This is a genomic window from Acinetobacter sp. SWBY1 (genome assembly GCF_002946595.1).
GTDB classification, from domain to species: Bacteria; Pseudomonadota; Gammaproteobacteria; order Pseudomonadales; family Moraxellaceae; genus Acinetobacter; species Acinetobacter towneri.
Genome location: NZ_CP026616.1, coordinates 2,396,851 through 2,415,963, shown reverse-complemented (window position 1 = coordinate 2,415,963; position 19,113 = coordinate 2,396,851). Strand labels below are relative to the sequence as shown.

16 protein-coding genes are annotated in these 19,113 nt (G+C 41.5%); 10 read left to right on the top strand and 6 right to left on the bottom strand.

Translation table 11 applies throughout. The features are described from left to right. Nucleotide 1: 1 nt before the first annotated feature. Nucleotides 2-1,092, top strand: a protein-coding gene (locus C3Y93_RS11570) for an IS4-like element ISAba1 family transposase (protein ID WP_104852978.1) whose coding sequence is annotated in 2 segments (ribosomal slippage) — nt 2-542 and nt 542-1,092 — 1,092 coding nt in all. Because the reading frame shifts where the segments join, the coding sequence is not laid out codon by codon here. Nucleotides 1,093-1,645: 553 nt separating this feature from the next. On the opposite strand, the gene tusA is transcribed toward C3Y93_RS11570, so the two are convergent. After that, on the bottom strand, nt 1,646-1,903 hold the full coding sequence (gene tusA / locus C3Y93_RS11565) for a sulfurtransferase TusA (protein WP_004975955.1): 258 nt from the start codon (nt 1,901-1,903) through the stop codon (nt 1,646-1,648). A gap of 197 nt (nt 1,904-2,100) precedes the next feature. Here tusA and C3Y93_RS11560 point away from each other — a divergent pair, with 197 nt between their 5' ends. After that, nucleotides 2,101-2,940: a CBS domain-containing protein gene (locus tag C3Y93_RS11560; protein ID WP_104852977.1), complete on the top strand. Its 840-nt coding sequence runs from the start codon at nt 2,101-2,103 to the stop codon at nt 2,938-2,940. Next, nucleotides 2,937-4,493, top strand: a complete 1,557-nt coding sequence (gene lnt / locus C3Y93_RS11555; RefSeq protein WP_104852976.1) for an apolipoprotein N-acyltransferase — start codon at nt 2,937-2,939, stop codon at nt 4,491-4,493. Before C3Y93_RS11560 ends, lnt begins: the two co-directional genes overlap by 4 nt. A gap of 134 nt (nt 4,494-4,627) precedes the next feature. Here lnt and gspG read toward each other — a convergent pair whose 3' ends face one another. Further along, nucleotides 4,628-5,062 carry a type II secretion system major pseudopilin GspG gene (gene gspG / locus C3Y93_RS11550; protein WP_104852975.1) on the bottom strand — a complete coding sequence of 145 codons (435 nt, stop codon included), beginning with the start codon at nt 5,060-5,062 and terminating at the stop codon, nt 4,628-4,630. Nucleotides 5,063-5,138: 76 nt separating this feature from the next. Beyond that, the gene (gspF, locus tag C3Y93_RS11545) at nt 5,139-6,344 is read right to left on the bottom strand and encodes a type II secretion system inner membrane protein GspF (protein WP_104852974.1); all 1,206 of its coding nucleotides are present in this window, start codon (nt 6,342-6,344) and stop codon (nt 5,139-5,141) included. A 151-nt stretch (nt 6,345-6,495) separates the two neighbouring features. Between gspF and C3Y93_RS11540 the strand changes: the two genes are divergently transcribed. The 7 genes from C3Y93_RS11540 (at nt 6,496) to C3Y93_RS11510 (ending at nt 14,026) form a co-directional block, all read left to right on the top strand. Further along, nucleotides 6,496-8,718, top strand: a complete 2,223-nt coding sequence (locus C3Y93_RS11540; RefSeq protein ID WP_104852973.1) for a primosomal protein N' — start codon at nt 6,496-6,498, stop codon at nt 8,716-8,718. Nucleotides 8,719-8,791: 73 nt separating this feature from the next. After that, nucleotides 8,792-10,633: a monovalent cation:proton antiporter-2 (CPA2) family protein gene (locus tag C3Y93_RS11535; protein ID WP_104852972.1), complete on the top strand. Its 1,842-nt coding sequence runs from the start codon at nt 8,792-8,794 to the stop codon at nt 10,631-10,633. Between the two features lie 50 nt (nt 10,634-10,683). Beyond that, nucleotides 10,684-11,559, top strand: coding sequence for an Hsp33 family molecular chaperone HslO (locus C3Y93_RS11530; RefSeq protein WP_104852971.1), 876 nt, complete (start codon nt 10,684-10,686; stop codon nt 11,557-11,559). Nucleotides 11,560-11,791: 232 nt separating this feature from the next. Next, a complete protein-coding gene (locus tag C3Y93_RS11525) occupies nt 11,792-12,256 on the top strand; it encodes a DUF2147 domain-containing protein (protein ID WP_104852970.1) in 465 nt (154 codons plus the stop codon). A gap of 256 nt (nt 12,257-12,512) precedes the next feature. Beyond that, nucleotides 12,513-12,974 carry a DUF2147 domain-containing protein gene (locus C3Y93_RS11520; RefSeq protein ID WP_104852969.1) on the top strand — a complete coding sequence of 154 codons (462 nt, stop codon included), beginning with the start codon at nt 12,513-12,515 and terminating at the stop codon, nt 12,972-12,974. 364 nt (nt 12,975-13,338) lie between these two features. Beyond that, nucleotides 13,339-13,674, top strand: a complete 336-nt coding sequence (locus C3Y93_RS11515) for a chaperone modulator CbpM (RefSeq protein ID WP_104852968.1) — start codon at nt 13,339-13,341, stop codon at nt 13,672-13,674. 88 nt (nt 13,675-13,762) lie between these two features. After that, nucleotides 13,763-14,026: a YdcH family protein gene (locus C3Y93_RS11510; RefSeq protein ID WP_104853289.1), complete on the top strand. Its 264-nt coding sequence runs from the start codon at nt 13,763-13,765 to the stop codon at nt 14,024-14,026. Nucleotides 14,027-14,313: 287 nt separating this feature from the next. Here the strand turns inward: C3Y93_RS11510 and C3Y93_RS11505 are convergent, their stop codons facing one another. From C3Y93_RS11505 to rpsO, 3 genes are all read right to left on the bottom strand, one after another. After that, nucleotides 14,314-15,552, bottom strand: coding sequence for a magnesium transporter CorA family protein (locus C3Y93_RS11505; protein ID WP_004975927.1), 1,239 nt, complete (start codon nt 15,550-15,552; stop codon nt 14,314-14,316). Between the two features lie 223 nt (nt 15,553-15,775). Then, complete coding sequence (gene pnp, locus C3Y93_RS11500; protein ID WP_171257431.1) at nt 15,776-17,863, bottom strand: polyribonucleotide nucleotidyltransferase; 2,088 nt, start codon at nt 17,861-17,863, stop codon at nt 15,776-15,778. 261 nt (nt 17,864-18,124) lie between these two features. Then, on the bottom strand, nt 18,125-18,394 hold the full coding sequence (gene rpsO / locus C3Y93_RS11495; protein ID WP_004975922.1) for a 30S ribosomal protein S15: 270 nt from the start codon (nt 18,392-18,394) through the stop codon (nt 18,125-18,127). Nucleotides 18,395-19,113: the final 719 nt, after the last annotated feature.

Below are 19,113 nucleotides of genomic sequence, written 5' to 3'. Positions count from 1 at the left end.
TATGACACATCTCAATGAGTTATATCTTATCTTAAACAAATCTCTAAAATGGAACAAGTCACATTTAAAGTGCTTTGCGCTCATCATGCTTGTGATTATTTTAAAGCAAACATGTAATCTTTCTTCTGCATCTAAAGCCTTGCCCATCAAGTGTTTACCACAATCATTTTATCGACGTATGCAGCGCTTCTTTGCAGGTCAGTATTTTGATTATCGTCAAATTTCTCAGTTGATTTTCAATATGTTTTCATTCGACCAAGTGCAACTGACTTTAGATAGAACCAATTGGAAATGGGGAAAACGAAATATTAATATCCTGATGCTCGCAATCGTTTATCGTGGAATAGCGATACCTATCCTTTGGACATTGCTTAATAAACGTGGAAATTCAGATACGAAAGAGCGTATTGCTTTGATTCAACGCTTTATAGCCATTTTTGGTAAAGACCGTATTGTGAATGTGTTCGCAGACAGAGAGTTTATCGGTGAGCAGTGGTTTACATGGTTAATTGAACAAGACATCAACTTCTGCATTCGTGTTAAAAAAACTTCATTGTCACCAATCATTTAGGAAAGAATCATAAAATTAGTGATTTATTTCGCCATCTTAAAGTTGGTCAAATTGAATGTCGTAAACGACGGATTTTGGTTGGTCGGGTGAAACTATATATAAGTGCACTACAGTTAGAAAATGGAGAGCTTTTACTCGTCGTTTCTCCTCAGTTTAATGCCAATGCTATTCAGGATTATGCATTACGCTGGGAAATTGAAACCTTATTCAGTTGTCTCAAAGGACGCGGGTTTAATCTTGAAAATACGCGCTTGACAGACCCTAGACGAGTGAAAAAATTGATTGCGGTGTTAGCTATAAGCTTCTGTTGGTGTTACTTAACGGGTGAATGGCAACATAATCAAAAAAAAGCGATAAAAATAAAGAAGCATGGACGACTCTCAATGAGTTTATTTCGCTATGGTTTAGACTATGTTCAAATGGCGATTCAGCGTTTAATTTGTTTTGGGAAAAAAGAAGAGTTTAAGGAAATTTTGGCAATTTTAAGAAAGCAGAATCCTGATAGGATAAGGGTTCTGTGAAATTTGTCGTGTACAGAGAAAACATAAACACTGCCATATAACATTCAAACCAAGCAAAACCCCAAATCTGCTTAATTTTATCCCCAAATGTTCTGCAATCGAACTCAATAAACTGATCGCATTATAGGCTAATTTTTCCATATATTAAAAAATATTTAAAATAATTTTGTTAAAAATCAATACTAAACAATAGACTAAACTCACACTCTAAAAATTATTTCTTATACAACACACAGAGCTTTGTTAGATTTTGCACAAGCACACAACTTGCCCTATAAATGCAGAAAAGTTGAAAAGTCCCTTAAAAAATGTGTAGCAGATAACGCAACTCGTGGATCGTTTCGCCATTTTTTAACTCAAACTGTGAAGCAGGTTGGATTGATGCAAAATTGATGAAAAATTAAAAATAAAGTTGAACGTCATGGCTAAAAACACAAAAGGCATATTTCAACTTGCATGAATTGCAAATGAAATATGCCTATATGGATCACATGACTATTTTATCGTGTTTAAATTATAGTGTTCTAAAAGTGCTGAGGCTAATTTTTGCCTATTAGCCTTTTTTCACCAAATAATGAAATTCTTTATTGCCTTGCTCATCTAAGCGTTCTTCTTGCAATAACAACTCATGCCCCAAATGCATGCAAAATTTTGGAATATCCCAAGACGTCGAATTGTCAGTTGCAAACACTTCAACCACATCGCCAGACTTAGATTTGCGAATGGCTTGATGCAGCATCATCACAGGTTCAGGGCAACGCAAACCACGGGTATTCAGTTGAATACTAGGTGTGACAGGAAGTTCAGACATGCACAGACTCGATATTAAAACATCGGGCTAGTTTAGCATAAAGCGCAGCCTTGTTTTATGTGTTCCCGCTACGCACAGCAACACATCTCGTGACGTAATTGCCGTCATTTTCTCCCAAGATTAGCAATAGACAACTGTGTTTTCTAAGGTATGATTAAGCTAAGTTTTTTAGATATAAAGAGTCTTTAGGAAAGATCATGCACGAGGAATCAGGCCCATCGTGGGGTATGCGTGGCTTAAGAAAATGGTTAGGCACCGCGCCAGAAACCCGCGATGAATTGCTAAAATTAGTACAAGATTCACGTCGTTTTTTAGAACCCGATACGGTGGCAATGCTCGAAGGTGTTCTGGATTTACCTGCCACCAAAATTCGTGAAGTGATGACCCCACGTACCGCGATGATTAGCTTGCAGGAAGATGACGAGTTACTCGACATTCTGCACGTTTTGGTCGAATCGGCACATTCACGTTTTCCTGTGTTTTCATCTGACCAACCAGACAATGTGGTGGGAATTTTATTGGCAAAAGATTTATTGCCATTACTGACCGAACAAAGAACTAAAGTCGATATTCGTGCCCTCATGCGTCAGCCATTGTTTGTGCCTGAAAGTGCACGTTCAGACCAAGTATTGCGCATGCTTAAAAACACTCAAACCCATATTGCGGTTGTGATTGATGAATACGGCACCACTTCAGGTTTGGTCACGCTAGAAGACATTTTGGAAGAGATTGTCGGTGAAATTGAAGATGAACACGACAATATAGACGAAGAAGCAGAATACATTATTCCAGATAATGACCCGAAAACTGCAAACACTTGGCTGGTACAAGCACTTACACCAATCGAACATTTTAACAATGTTTTAGATGCAGATTTTTCTGACGATGAAGTAGAAACTGTGGGCGGTTTATTGCTTCAAGAAATTGGTTTAGTGAGTGACTTGCAAGGACAAGTGATTGTGATTGGCAATTGGGAGTTCACCATTCTTGAAGCAGATGCCCGCACTATTCATCTGATTCGAGCCGTACGTCAATGAGGTCTTTTTTTTCCAAGCTGTCCAATGCTTCAGAACATCAACAACTGCCTCTGATTTATCCACTCATCATTGCGCTGTTAGCAGGTGCCGTATTTAGTCTGGCACTTGCCCCTTATCATTACTGGTGGATTGCCCTGCTGTCACCAGCTTTACTGTATGCCAGCTTAAGCAAACGCAACCCTAAACAGGCTTTCTTTATTGGTTGGTCTTACGGGATCGGGCTTTGGTTTGTTGGTGCTTTCTGGCTCTATACATCTATTCATGTCTACGGCGATACCAACGCTTTTTTAAGCGTGGTGATGATTGCGATTATGGCCTTGCTCATGGGGCTGTTTACTGCCGTGCAGACGTGGTTGTATCGGCGGTTTTTCCCTGAAACACCTCTGACCTTCGCTCCACTGTGGGTATTTTTTGAATGGGCGAAAACTTGGGTATTTACAGGTTTTCCATGGCTATTTGCAGGCTATGCCTTCACCGAACGCTTTTTAGATAGCTATGCACCGCTGTTTGGTATTTTCGGGGTGTCTTTTGTGGTCATTCTACTGGCCTGTGCACTGGTAGAAATCCTGAAAAAACGAATCTTTTGGCTTATTCCATCTGCAATTTTACTCTTGGGCGCATGGGGTGCAGCGCAACTCAGTTTTGTGACTGAAAAAGCAGAAAAGCCGCTGTCGGTTTCTCTGATTCAGGGCAACATTCCACAAGACTTAAAATGGCTCACAGAATACCAAATCAAGACACTGGAAATTTATACTCGCCTGACCCGGACCGAATGGGGACGAGACATTATTGTCTGGCCGGAGTCTTCAATTCCAATGTTCCAGACCGATATTGAACCGTTTTTAGATGCCATGAAAACACAGGCAGAAAAAACAGGTAGTTCATGGGTCACAGGTATTCCGTACTGGGACTTGCCTGAATCACAAATGCAGCAACATCCAATGTATTACAACAGTATTATGGCAACGGGTGACGCCGCAGAAGGTTTGTATAAAAAACAACGTTTGGTACCTTTTGGTGAATACATTCCACTTTCAGGTTTACTGAGCTGGGTTCTACCTGCCATGCAAAATGACCCATCGATGAGTGGTTTTTCACGGGGTGCATCAGATCAAAAGCCGCTTTCGATTAAGCAGCATGATTTGGGTGCAGCCATTTGTTATGAAGTAGCCTATCCAAACCTGACCCGCAGAAATGCCAGCCAAAGTGACTTTTTGGTAACCGTATCTAATGATGCGTGGTTTACTGGTACCGCAGGGCCGCTGCAACACTTACAAATGGTGCAAATGCGTGCCAAAGAAAATGGACGCTGGTTCATTCGTGCCACCAATACAGGGGTGACTGCATTTATTGATCATCATGGTCGTATTGTAAAACAAGCACCAATGGATCAAGAGTTTGTGCTACGCGGTGAGTTGCCTGCCATGCAAGGTGAAACACTGTATACTCGACTCAGCGATTGGCCTGTGCTGATTTTCTCTTTGCTGTTATTAATTCTGGGCTGGATTTATCGTCCACATCAGGTAGATGTATCGTTTAAATCACGGCGCTAATGATGCAGCTCAGGCAAAATAACTTAAAAAACCGAGCTATGCTCGGTTTTTTATTTCATCATATCGATAACAACGGCTATAGATGTTGAATCTATTTGCTTTATAAATGCAGCGTATACCACATTCAATAAACATTAAGGCTGATAATAAATATCGGCATCGGTGCCTTCACCACCTTGCTGACCATCTGCACCAAATGAATACAAATCAAACGTACGTCCTTCCGCACCTGGAATCACATATTGAATGTCATTATCCCAACTGTCTTTCGGATAGCCCCCTTTCACATAACCGCCAGGCAACCAGTTTTTAGCCGATGCAGGCTGATTCACCAAAGCATCTAAACCGCCATCTTGCATAGATGGATATTTACCATTGTCGAGTTTATATTGATCCAGCGCCCCTGCTACTCCTTTTAAAGTAATGGCAGTGGTATCCACTTTGGCTTTTTCACCACGTCCCATCACATTCGGTACGATTAAGGCAGCCAACACCCCTAAAATGACAATCACCACCATCACTTCAATCAGGGTAAAACCAGATTGCTTATTGAGTTGATTCCGTTTCATTCAATTTCTCTCATGTATTTATATCAATTCGACATTTATTTTAAGTTCAGTTTGAAGAAGGATGCTTCAAAACGATTTAAATCATATTGTTCATATTCACAATTGGCAGCATCACCGCAATTACAATCACCAATACAATACTGGCCATCAACACTAACATGAGCGGTTCCAACAGTGCCAACAAGGTTGAAATCAGCGTGGTCACTTCACGATCCTGCATCACCGAGGCACGTGACAACATGCGGTCTAACTCACCCGAGGCTTCGCCACTTTTGATCATTTGTACCATCATCGGTGGAAAATAACCACTCCGCTCCAATTGAGTCGCCAAGTTACCACCTTCGGTCACTTTTTCTGCTGCCAAATTGACAGAATCACGAATCACCCAATTATTGCTAACTGCCGCTCCTATTTTCAGCGCGTCGACCAACGGCACACCTGACTGAGTCAGAATAGACAAGGTACTGGCAAAACGTGCTGCATTAATACCGCGTGATAACTTGCCAAATAACGGCAATTTTAAGGTTAAACGGTCAAAGGCATAATGCCCTGCCTGAGTACGTAAAAAACGAGCCAGCAATAAAACCCCAATCACCGATGCCACCAGTAAAAATGGCCATGCTGCACGGATAAAATCACTGGCTTTCATTAAAGCTACGGTAATCCACGGCAAAGCATCTTTACTTTGGTCAAAGGTTTTAACAATGTCGGGCACCACATAGGTCATTAAGCCCATTACAATCGCAAAGGACATCAGCATTAAAATGATGGGATAAATCATGGCGCCTTGAATTTTTTTCTGCATGGCAAAACGATTTTCGGTGTAGTCTGCCAATTGTTCCAGAATTAAATCCAGATGCCCTGAACGCTCACCTGCGGCAATGGTCGCAATATATAAGTCTGGAAAACGTCCCGATTGCTGTAAAGCATTGGCCAGTGAATAGCCTTCTAGTACTTTGGAGCGCACCGACATCAGCAAATTTTGCACGTGCGCTTTTTCACTTTGCTTGCCCACTGCACGAACCGCTTCTTCCAATGGAATTGAGGCTGCCACCAATACTGACAATTGTCGGGTCAGCAAAGCCAAATCATAGGCGGTAATTTTTTTCTGAAACCACTGTCTGCCGCTGTGCTTATCTTTCTGTTCAACGGCATCGACACTGACAGGAATCCATTCTTTGTCCCGCAATTGCTGACGAATTTGACGTGCAGAATCGCCCTCTAAAACACCTTTTTGCTGCTTCCCTGAAGCGTCAATGGCAGTAAATTGATATGCTGGCATTGTAATGCTCTAATTTTCCAAAATTTCTTGCAGCGCAGTTGCGTCTGACCACTAAAATCATTCATATTCTTAGATATAAATTCTGTGCTCACTCTATCACAAGCCAACACAGAGCACGATGCCAATTTTCACAGGACGGTACGACTTTTTTATGCCAGATTCGACTTTAGACCCGCAGCCCATTTACCGTATTCGAGTGGCTGTACCCGTATATCTTTATGACTGCTTCGATTACATGCTCAGTGCAGCACAATATCAGCAAGCAGCCGTTGGCGCACGGGTGTTGGTGTCCTTTGGTCGGCAAAACTTGGTTGGGATTATTGTCGAAAAACTGGCGCTCGACACCCCAATTAACCCACGTTTTAAACTCAAAGCCATTACCGAACTGTTAGATGAACAAGCGATTTTAGACGCTAAAGTTTTAACTTTGTTGACATGGGCATCACAATATTACCAATTTCCCATTGGTGAAGTGATGCACAGCGCTTTGCCAAGTTTATTACGTCAAGCCAAGCCCTATAATTTGCTGGCTCGAACTTGGAAACTGCTAGATGCACAGGCCGAGGCTAAAATTAAACGCTCCGAGAAACAACAAGAAGCCTATAAAATTTTAAAGCTGCATCCAACGAGTACTTCTGAAAATATTTTAAATTTAGCAGGCATTGAAACCGCCACCCTAAAAGCCTTAGCAAGCAAAGAAATTTGTGAATGTGTTTTGGAAACCCAAGATTTCAGCCCAATGCCTGTCACTTTGGCACAAATGCCTTTAACGCCCAATCCCGATCAGAAAAAAGCCATCGACAGCGTACTTAAAGTACGGCAGCAATATAAAGCTTTTTTACTAGATGGCTTAACAGGCAGCGGCAAAACGGAAGTGTATTTGCACATCATGCATGAGGTACTAAAGCAGGGCAAACAAGTGCTGGTGTTAGTCCCAGAAATTGGACTGACCCCGCAAACTATCAGTCGTTTTCAGTCACGTTTTCACTGCCATATTGCCCTCTTACATTCAGGTTTAAATGATTCCAAACGTTTGCAGGCATGGCAGGCAGCACAAACAGGCAAAGCGTCTATTATTTTAGGCACACGCTCTGCGATTTATACTCCATTGCCAAATTTGGGCTTGATTATTTTAGATGAAGAACACGACCTGTCTTTTAAACAACAAGAAGGTTTTCGCTATCATGCCCGAGATGTCGCCCTTTACCGTGCCCATCTGGAAAATTGCCCTGTTATTTTAGGTTCAGCTACACCCAGTATTGACAGTTATGCCTTGGTCGATCAAGGCAAAATGCAATGTTTGGAGCTGAATCAACGGGCAGGCACCGCGCTTATGCCTAAAATCCACCTGATTGACTTAAAAATTGCAAAAAAACAGCATGGCATCAGTCAACAATTGATTGATGAAATGAAAAAACGTCTGGCAAAAAAAGAACAAGTCTTGGTGTTTTTAAACCGACGTGGCTATGCCCCAGTCCTGATTTGTGAAAATTGTGCATGGCAAGCCAAATGCCCACATTGTGATGCCAACTTTACCCTGCATCATCAACCTTATGTGCATTTACACTGCCACCATTGTGGGACAATTCACCGCAAACCTGAGCAATGCCCTGCCTGCAACCATGAAGAACTCAAACCTGTGGGCATGGGCACCGCCAAAGTGGAAGACAGTTTAAATGAACTGTTCCCAGATATAGATGTGATTCGGGTAGATCGTGACTCAACTAGTCGTGTCGGCAGCTGGCAAAAAATTTATGACCGTATTCAACGCAGTGAACCCCTAATTTTACTGGGCACACAAATGCTAGCCAAAGGACATCACTTTCCTTATGTAACCTTGGTGGCTATTTTAGATATCGATTCAGGCTTGCTCAGTGTTGATATTCGCGCACCTGAACGTACCGCCCAACTGATTGTGCAAGTGGCAGGACGTGCAGGGCGTGGTGAACATAAAGGCGATGTTTATTTGCAAAGTTTACGTCCTGATCATCCTTTACTCACCACCTTGGTCGAGGGAGATTACCGCAAGTTTGCCAAACAAAGTTTAAAAGAGCGCAAAGCCGCGCAACTGCCGCCATATCGTTATACTGCGCTGATTCGCTGTGAGTCCAAAAGTCAGGAATTAAACCAACAGTTTTTACAACAACATGCGCAATGGCTCAGGGAACATTCCGAACAATTAATTGATATTTGGGGGCCTATTCCTGCGCCAATGGAACGTAAGGCAGGTCGTTTCCAAGCGCACATGGTGCTATTGTCTAAAGATCGGGCGCGCTTACATTTTTATATCAGGAACTGGTGGCAAAATATGTTGCATGAAAAGCCATCCAGCATGAAACTAAGTTTAGATATAGATCCACAAGAATTTAGCTAACCCAGTAAATTGCTGTTTTGGCTGCAAAACCCTGTATTGCAATAATCCACCGCTTTAAACTTTGGATGCCCACATGTCCTTATTGTTACAAATGACCATTTTTTTGGGTGCTTCTTTGCTACTAGTGCCCTTACTAAAACGCTTTGGCATTGCCACAGTGCTGGGCTATTTGTTTACAGGCATCTTACTTGGCCCAAGTGTTTTCAATATTGCCAGCGACCCGGATGCCATTCAGGAATTGGCAGAGTACGGCGTGGTCTTCCTGATGTTTATTATTGGCTTGGAACTACGTCCACAACGACTATGGGATATGCGTAAACCCATTTTTGTTTTAGGCAGTTTACAGGTCGGCATTACAGGCGTTTTACTGGCTGTGTTGGCATTTTTTGCCTTACAGCAAGGCATTGCTGCAAGCGTGGTAATTGGTTTTGCATTAGCGCTGTCCTCCACCGCATTTGTGCTGCAAATGCTGCAAGAAAAGCAACAACTCAATAGCAGTTATGGGCAGCAATCCTTTTCAATCTTACTGTTTCAAGATATCGCCGCAATTCCTTTAATTGCCATGATTCCCATGCTGGCAGGTGCTGAATCTACCCACCATGGTATTGCCTACTTTGCAGCCATTATTGCCACCTTTAGCGGACTGTTTTTATTTAGCCGTTATCTAATGCGTCCCTTCTTCCGTTTTGTGGCCAAAAGTGGTGCACATGAACTGATCACGGCAGTAGGTCTATTCATTGTGCTCGGCGTGGTCAGCATTATGGATGTGCTGGGCATTAGCACCACTTTAGGCGCATTTTTAACGGGTGTCTTGTTGGCCGACTCTGAATTTCGTCATGAACTCGAAGCCAGCATTGCACCCTTTAAGGGTCTGTTACTGGGCCTATTCTTTATGACTGTAGGTATGAGCACCCAGCTTTCCTTGTTGGTGGAACAGCCATGGTTGATTATTGGCGGTGCGTTGGGCTTAATGCTCATCAAACTGCTAACCCTAACGGCCATTGCACGTTATTTTGAATATTCTTGGCGCAATAGTTTGCTCTTGGCAACGTGCTTGGCTCAAGGCGGTGAGTTTGCCTTTGTGGTGCTGAGCGTTGCGCAAAGTGAAAGTGTGCTCAGTCAAGCCATGCTGCAACCGCTGACTTTGATTGTGACGTTGTCGATGGTACTGACCCCAATTTTATATTGGTTGATGAGCAGTCAAATTATCCCGCGTTTGGAGCGGGAAAAAATACCTGTGTATGATGAGATTCCCGATGCGCATCCGCCTATGATCATTGCAGGATTTGGCCGTTTTGGACAAATCATTGCCCGTGTGGCGCATTTACAGCATCAGCACTTTACCGCAATTGACAGTAATATCGACAAAATTGATTTTGTGCGTAATTATGGCGGCAAAGTCTATTATGGCGATGCCACCCAACCTGAAATTTTACGTGCCGCAGGCATTCAACATGCCCAAATTTTTATTTTAGCCATTGATGATATTGAAGATTCAATGAATGTCGCACGACATATTCGCCTGAATTATCCTGAATTGAAATTATTGGTACGTGCCCGTGACCGCCATCACGTGCATTTATTACGTGATTTAGGCGTGACCCATATTTGGCGGGAAACCTATTTATCCTCCTTGGGCATGGCCTATCAGGCTTTGCGTGATTTGGGTATTAATGAAGATGATGCCTATAAAAGTATTGAATTGTTCCGTGATTATGATGAAAAGCTATTGGCACAGCAGCAACATATTTATACCGATGAACAAAAAATTTATGAAACCCATCGTAATGCCTTGGCCGAATTAGAACACCTGTTTGAAAGTGATGCACAAAACCGTGAAATGCCACTCGGGGTCGATTTAAAACGTGGCTTACATAGTGGTCATATTGATGTAACACGTGATGCAGCAAACTGACTTGTGTTTTACAATAATGCCACCATTAAAACAGGGTTATGGAGAATTTTATGTCTGATTTACGCCAACGCTTTTTTATTGAAGATAGCCCTGTTCGTGGTGAGGTAGTTCATCTCGAAGATGCTTTGCAAACCATTCTAAAACAACGTGACTATGTGCCAGCGGTACAAGTATTGTTGGGCGAAATGCTTTGCGCCACTGCATTGTTGGCCAGTACCCTAAAAATTAAGGGTCGCATCAGCCTACAAATTCAGGCATCTGGCACGTTTAAGTGGGCCATGGCTGAATGTAACCACTTGGGTGAAGTCCGTGCGTTGGCAGACTACGAACCAGATCCACACTTTTTAACTGCAGAAGACAGCAGCACCGTACTGAAAAGTCTGGTCAGCCCTGTGTTGTTTATTAACATTGAGCCAGAATTTGGTGAACGTTATCAAGGGATTGTACCGTTAGATAAAGCCAATTTAGCCGAATGTTTAATGCAGTATTATGACTTATCTGCACAAATTCCTACCCGTATTGTGTTAGCCAGCAATGCAGAACGTGCGGGCGGCTTACTAATTCAACTGTTGCCACGTAACAGTGAAGAAGAACAACAACGAGTTGATGAAGATTTATGGCCACGTGTGACTATGCTCACGGAAACCTTAAAGGCCGAAGAATTGACAGATTTAGAAGTCAATGAAATTCTGTACCGTTTATACAATGAAGAACAGGTGCGTTTACCTGAAGTAGAAGCACTGCGTTTTGGTTGTACCTGTTCTAAAGAACGCTGTGCTAATGCGTTAATTCAAATTGGTGTCGCTGCAGTACGTGAAACGCTAGAATATCAAAATCCAATTACTATGGATTGCCAATTCTGTAGCGCACAATATACCTTCAGTGCCGAAGAAGCACTTGGCTTATTTGGAGAACACTTAAGCTAAATTTTGTGATCCAAACCATGAAAACCATAAAAAATGAGCAGCCTTGACTGCTCATTTTTTATTTCTGCTTTGAGCATCGTTAAAAGCTATCATCCCTTTATTTTTCATGTGATTTATTTCACAAAACTTTCATGTAATTACTAGAAAATACCGCAAAAATTGGGTATAAATAATCCCATATTTTTTTTATGCCTTTATGTTTTGGCTGTCTTCATTGTTGGATGTTAATTTTATGAACACACTGTTCTTCTCTCGTTTAGCTTTCATAAGCGCAATCTGCTGTTCAAGTCTGGCTTATGCTGCCAATGCTGACCCCCTCTTGGGCAAATGGAAAACTTTAGATTACCGCACAGGTTTTTCATTGTCAGATGTTGTCATGAGCAAAGACAAACAAGGTGCTTATGCCGCCAAGATTGTAGAACTCCGTGCTGTACCTGGCGCACCACGTCTGGAAAGCTGCACACTGTGCACTGGTAAAAATAAAGATAAGCCACTTATGGGTTTTGTGCCATTAAGCCACTTAAAAGCAACACCAAGCAATCAAATTGAATTTTATGAAGGTGATTATTTAGACCCACGTACGGGTAAGCAATATAAAACGCGCGCACGCCTAAGCAGTAACGGCAAACATTTAACCCTCTACAATGTAGATATTTCTACCAATGCCAGCCGTAAAATGACTTGGATTAAATACTAATCGCTGTTCTTTCCCCATCTCTTTTTAAGCGATAAAAGTCTGAAATGATTGATATATCCTCAATTGGACTTTTATCGCACTCATCAAAACAATAGCTTCAAAAGCAAACCAAAGTTTTAATTTTCACGTTTTTCTTAGGTATTTCTTTCTAAATTTACCATGATCAATTTGCGTCATCAGTATTTTCTTGCTATAAAGCTCAAAATAGAATTTTTACTCTATTTTTAAGATTTTTAATACATTTGGGGACACATTGATGAAAAAAAATTATAAAGGGATTTTTGCAGGTCTGATTTTCGCCACACTTTCTAGTTTAAGTTTTGCTGAAAGTGATCCTCTAATTGGCAAATGGAAAACCATTGATGACCGTACAGGGTATTCACGTGCGGATGTAGAAATTCGCAAAAAAGCAGATGGTACCTATGAAGGTATTATTGTTGAAACCCGCAATGTTCCTGGCGCAGAAAAAATGGTGACCTGCACCAAATGTCCAGGCACACTCAAAAATAAACCTTTCCTTGGTTTACCTTTTATTTGGGGCTTTAAACAAGACCCGAAAAACCCACGTGAATTTAACCAAGGCCACGTGCTAGACCCAATTGGCGGTAAGGTTTATAAAGGCAAAGCTCGCTTAAGTGCAAATGGTAAACGCTTAACCTTACGTGGTTATGTTGGTGTTTCTGTAATTGGCCGAAGCGTGACTTGGGTGAAATACTAAGTTCCATCGCCATTCAGAATAAGCTGCTGATCCCAAAGACCCTTTCAAGGGTCTTTTTTATTGTCATACTTTGAAACAATAAGCTTAAACTTTAGGCTATCACTTCTGATGAAATGCTTGAATAATTAAACACATTGCACAAAAAATAATCTATATTGGTTGTGCATTTTAATTCTAAGCAGAATAACTCAACGGCATGGATAGGCCACAAATTCACCAAAGCAATACAAATAATAGACTCAATTGCATGCTATAGGCGCTAAATTAAAGGATCATCCACTTTGATATAAAGCAATCAGATGCAAATACAATCCCTCATTTCAGGTTGATGATTCAACTTGAAATAAACTAGAAGGAGTATGCTATGACCACTATTCTATATCGTGAAACTACTTTAGACGGACAACATACAGAACTCATAGAAGAGTTTACCCAACTTGATTTAAAAAATTTTGCTGCTGCCTGTGGGCAAAGCCCAGAATGGGTCTTACAACTTCTAGAATATGACATCTTGCCTTCCCGCCCTGCAGAACGTATCCATCAATTTTTTGGTGAAGATGTGACTCGCGCTCGTCAGGCCTATCGTCTACAACGCGATTTTGAAGCCAGCTTTTCAGCTGTAGCCTTGATGCTAGACCTGATTGATGAAGTTCAAAAATTACGCAAAGAAGTTAAACATCTGAATTTTCAACATAGCTAAGCCAACGCTCTAGCCAAGTCCATTTAAGCTTGCTAGAGCGTTTTTCTTTGTATGCCCTATTAATTGTTTCTTGAGAATGATTGCCACAATGAAGACCAAAGACTGCAACAAAAAGATTAAAAACATGTTCCCTGAATTTCGTGATTTAATTCAGGTATTACGTGACAGCAATCCACATTTTTCAAAAATTTTTGAAGACCATGAACAGCTTGATCGTGAGATTATCCAACTTGAGCTTGATCCTGTGCATCAAATTAATGATGACATTGAAGCGCTGAAGCGTAAGAAACTCAAGCTTAAAGATGAAATGTACCACTTGCTGCGTAATGCACAAAATGATCAATTGGCTTAAAAATACATACAAGTCTGAACTGCAAATCCTCATACGATCAAATGCAGGACACAGCAAGAAAAGACAAAAAGCAAAACAAGATGGCGTATTCAAGTCTGAAAACAGCATTCAAAAAACTGCCATCTTGAGCTAAGTGTCTGGCTATCTGGTTCAATCTGTGGATAAGCTTATCAGTCCTATGGATAACTTTTGAGGTCTGTGGACAACTTTTATCAACGAATTATCTTGTGACATATATTGGATGTGGAACTCAATTTATCACCACATCTGCAAGTCTATCTTCTGGATTATTTAATTTTAGTCAGTTTTTCGACTTCTTTAATGGTGCCTTTCACGGTTTGCTTAATGGGTTCATAGTCTAAAAACCAAAATAAATTCATGGGTTGGTCATTATGTTGCTGTGCCAACATATCAATCACACTTTTTTCACCCAGACCGACAAGGTGCCTACGATAAAAATAATACAGCAACAACAAAGTAGTCATCACCATTACCCCAAGCATGATCCAAAAGGCCTGTGCGTGTTTCAGCCCCGGCATAAACTCAAAGTTCATACCATACACCCCTGTAAATAAAGTCAAAGGTGCAAAAACTGCGGTAATGATGGCTAAAATCCGCATGTTTTCATTGGTCTGGTTGGCAATAGCAGAAAAATGCAGATCAATTGCGGTTTGCACTGCAGAGCGTAAGCGAATGGTATGCTTTTGAATTCGTTCAATGTGACTGGTCAAATCATCCAAACGTACCAAAATAATATCCTGCCGTTCACTACGTTTTTTGCCACGTAAATGTGGGTAGTTATCGACAATTTCATCACGCAATTCCTGCAAGGCTTCTATTTGCTCTTCACATAAATTTTCAACTTGCTGAAACGCCATATTTTCTTGCAGCAATTGATGCCAACGGGTAAAACGGCGATGTCCCTGCAACAACTCTTGTTGCCAATATTCCACACGGCGGGTTAGCGGCATGCGAATATCCAAGTAATCATCCGCTACCAAATTCAGTAAACGCAACGTTAAATCTAATGGTGTTGCTGCCAGTTTGCGTGCTTTATTCTGTTCTTCAATCGGGCGTTGTACCGCTGCTTCCACACGTGACAAATAGCTTTCCATGACTTTATTGCCCTGTTCCCGCACACTAATCAAAATCTGCGGTGTCATAATAAAGCTCATCGGCGTAGTGGCCAGTCCAAAAATCCGTTCATGTTTCTCCCCGACTTGTTGCCCTGTTGCAATACGGTCTTCGGGTGTGATCAGTTTACGGAAAATCAATAAGTCATAATCATCTAAAGTATCAAACGCACATGGATGCTCTATATTTAAAATATCGCGCACATGATATTCATTGAGCGATAATTGACTGTACTGAAAAATCTCTTGTTGCCACTGTTCTGCACGGTTAAGCACATCATCACGGGTGCAATCAATCCAGATAAATTCAGGCTCAAGCCCTTCAATTGGCTGTTTTTGCACATAAATATTGGTTTTATGATTAGTATGCAGATAAAAATAATAACTTTGCATAGAACGGGCACTCTATTTCAGTTTTCTTGTACGGTTTTTTGAGATTTTAAGATGTACTCAGTTTAAGCATGGATCAGGCTTCTTTTCAAATACATGCTGTAATTTATGCCGCTTTTCATACAACAAAGATGGTTTGTACGATGCAACAAAATTTTTAGCATAAAAAAACCCGCATTCAGATTGAATACGGGTTTTTTGACCATTTCAGATCATCAACACAGCATTACGCTTGTTCGATATCTTTCATAGTTAATTTGATACGACCACGGTTGTCTACATCAGCAACCTGTACTTTCACTTCCTGACCTTCTTTCAACACGTCTGCAACGTTGGCAATACGCTCATTTGAAATTTGAGAAATGTGAAGTAAACCGTCAGTACCCGGAAGGATATTTACGAACGCACCGAATTCAACAATACGGATGACTTTACCTGTGTAAATTGTACCTGGTTCAATTTCAGCAGTTAAAGCCTGAATTTTTGCAACAGCAGCTTGTGCAGCAGCTTTGGTTTCACCAAATACGCGTACTGTACCGTTGTCTTCAATATCAATTGCCGCTTTAGTTTCTTCAGTAATTTGGCGGATGGTAGCACCACCTTTACCAATCACGTCACGAATCTTGTCTGGGTTGATGTTAATCACTTGGAAAGTTGGTGCATGCATTGAAATTTCTGGACGCGCACGTGAAATCACTTGGTTCATTGCATTTAAGATATGCATACGACCTGCATAAGCTTGGTTTAATGCAACTTCCATGATTTCTTCAGTGATGCCTTCAATTTTGATGTCCATTTGCAATGCAGTAATACCGTTGGCAGAACCCGCAACTTTAAAGTCCATGTCGCCAAGGTGGTCTTCATCACCCAAAATGTCAGAAAGTACAGCGAAACGCTCGCCTTCTTTCACTAAGCCCATTGCGATACCCGCAACTGGTGCTTTCAATGGAACACCTGCATCCATAAGTGATAACGATGCACCACAAACAGACGCCATAGAAGATGAACCGTTCGATTCAGTGATGTCCGATACGATACGAATCACATACGGGAAGCGATCTGCTGCAGGAAGAACTGCTTGCACACCACGACGTGCCAAACGACCATGACCAATTTCACGACGTTTAGGGCCAGATTCACGACCTGTTTCACCTACTGAATATGCAGGGAAGTTGTAGTGCAACATGAAGTTGTCAGTTTTAGTACCCGATAAGGTATCAACCATCAAGGCATCACGTGTATTACCTAAAGTGGTGGTAACCAAAGCCTGAGTTTCACCACGGGTAAACAATGCAGAACCGTGCGCACGGTCTAGAACGCCAACCTGTACGTCAAGCGCACGAACGGTTTTGGTGTCACGACCATCAATACGTGGTTTACCAGACAAGATGTTGTCACGTACGGTACGGTATTTAAGATCTTCAAAGAGTTCGTTCAAGTCATCTGCAATGCCAGTTTCGTCATTTTCAGGAACGAATTGCGCAACTGCTTCTGCTTGAAGTGCATCTAATGCAGCATAACGGTCTTGTTTGATCGCAATGGTGTACGCTTCAGAAATTTTTGCTTCAAACGCTTCTTTTAGTTTTGCACGAAGGTCTTCGTTTTTCTCTGGAGCAGTCCAAGTTGACTCAGTTGCACCTGCAGCCGCAGCAAATTCTTTGATCGCTTGAATCGCGATTTGCATTTCGTCATGACCGTAAAGCACTGCGCCTAACATTTGGTCTTCTGAAAGTTCTTTTGCTTCAGACTCAACCATCAATACAGCAGATTCTGTACCTGCAACCACAAGGTCAAGGTCAGATTGCGCCATTTGCTCAAAGTTCGGGTTAAGCACGTATTCGCCGTTGATTAAACCCACACGCGCCGCACCAATTGGGCCACGGAACGGTGTACCTGCAATTGCAAGTGCAGCAGACGTACCTAACATTGCAGCAATGTCAGCTTCCATGGTTTTGTCAGAAGATACAACAGTCGCAGTAACTTGAATTTCGTTGTAGTAACCTTCTGGGAACAACGGACGAATTGGACGGTCAATTAAACGTGAAATTAAAGTTTCTGCTTCAGAAGCACGGCCTTCACGCTTACCATAACCACCTGGGATACGACCTGCAGCATATTGTTTTTCTTGATAGTTAACAGTCAGTGGGAAGAAATCTTGACCCGCTTTTGCTGTTGGTTGAGCAACCACTGCAACCAATACAGTCACGCCACCCATAGTAATCATTACCGTGTTGGCTTGACGCGCTACACGACCAGTTTCAAGTACAACTTGGTGCTGACCAAATTGGAATTCTTTACGAATAATATTAAACATCGACATGTTTTATTTTTTCCTAGTTCTTGTGAACAATTATTCTCGTGGAGACCCCTAAGGTTTGGCATTCACAATACAATTGTTTAGGTAAATGACAAAGCTTAGAAGCCGACCTCACTCGAATGAAACACGATTTTTAAACACAAAGAAGGAGCGAATCATTCGCCCCTTCCACTGATCTAGCCAAGGCTAGATATACTTTAGTTTTCAGTAATACAGCATTCAACATGCAATAGTCCGAAAATAAAAGCTTAAATCGAATTAACGACGTAAACCTAAAGCAGCAATCAATGCGCTGTAACGAGTCACATCTTTGCCTTTAAGGTAGTCAAGTAACTTACGACGTTGGTTAACCATACGGATTAGACCGCGACGGCTATGGTGGTCGTGTTTGTGCTCTTTGAAGTGACCTTGTAAGTCATTGATTTGAGCAGTTAAAAGCGCTACTTGAACTTCTGGTGAACCAGTGTCGTTTTCAGCACGAGCAAATTTAGCGATGATCTCTGCGCGATCTGCGTTTGTTAAAGCCATTCGATTTCTCCGAGATGCTTAATAAAAAGATTTGATACCGATCAACTGATTGCTCAATTGACTGCCGTGCATCACTACAGCAAGGGCATTATTTTAAGGCAAAAACGTGCCGATTGCAAAACAGAACGACAAACAAGCACTTTTAATTTTGAGATGTACCAATAAAAGTATGATTTATGCTAAGGGTATACACATCATGTTAGGTATAAAGTGTCTAAGGAAAATAAATATACAATTGTATATGATTGATAATATGTAATATTTTGCCAACTGCTTTTCATCCACTGGAATATTTTGCCGTTAAAATAAAACAGCCCGAGCATAGCTCGGGCTGTTTTTGCGCTGTAGTTTCTTGTCTTATTATTCTTATTGTTTTGTTTATTGTGGTTATTTGCGCGTTTTCGCGTCTTATTCTCTGAACATTCCTGTTCTTGCTTTCACATCCTTGTGTGGTAGATTTTGCCACAATACTAAAGTGAAAGAAGTCGTGTTTCTCGTATCTGTTTGTAAGCTTTTTCTTACAACAGGTAAGCATTGTCAGCATTTTGCAAATCACCCAAACTTACAGGCATAAAAAAGCCCTGTAGTCTCTCCCAAAACTACAAGGCTTAGCGGCTGTAAGTTTCCTCTTCTCACTCACGTCCTGTCAGTTCGCTGTCTTTCGACATTTATCGTTATTATTCTGCGATTATGCTCAACTATCCCTATTGAGCTTTTTA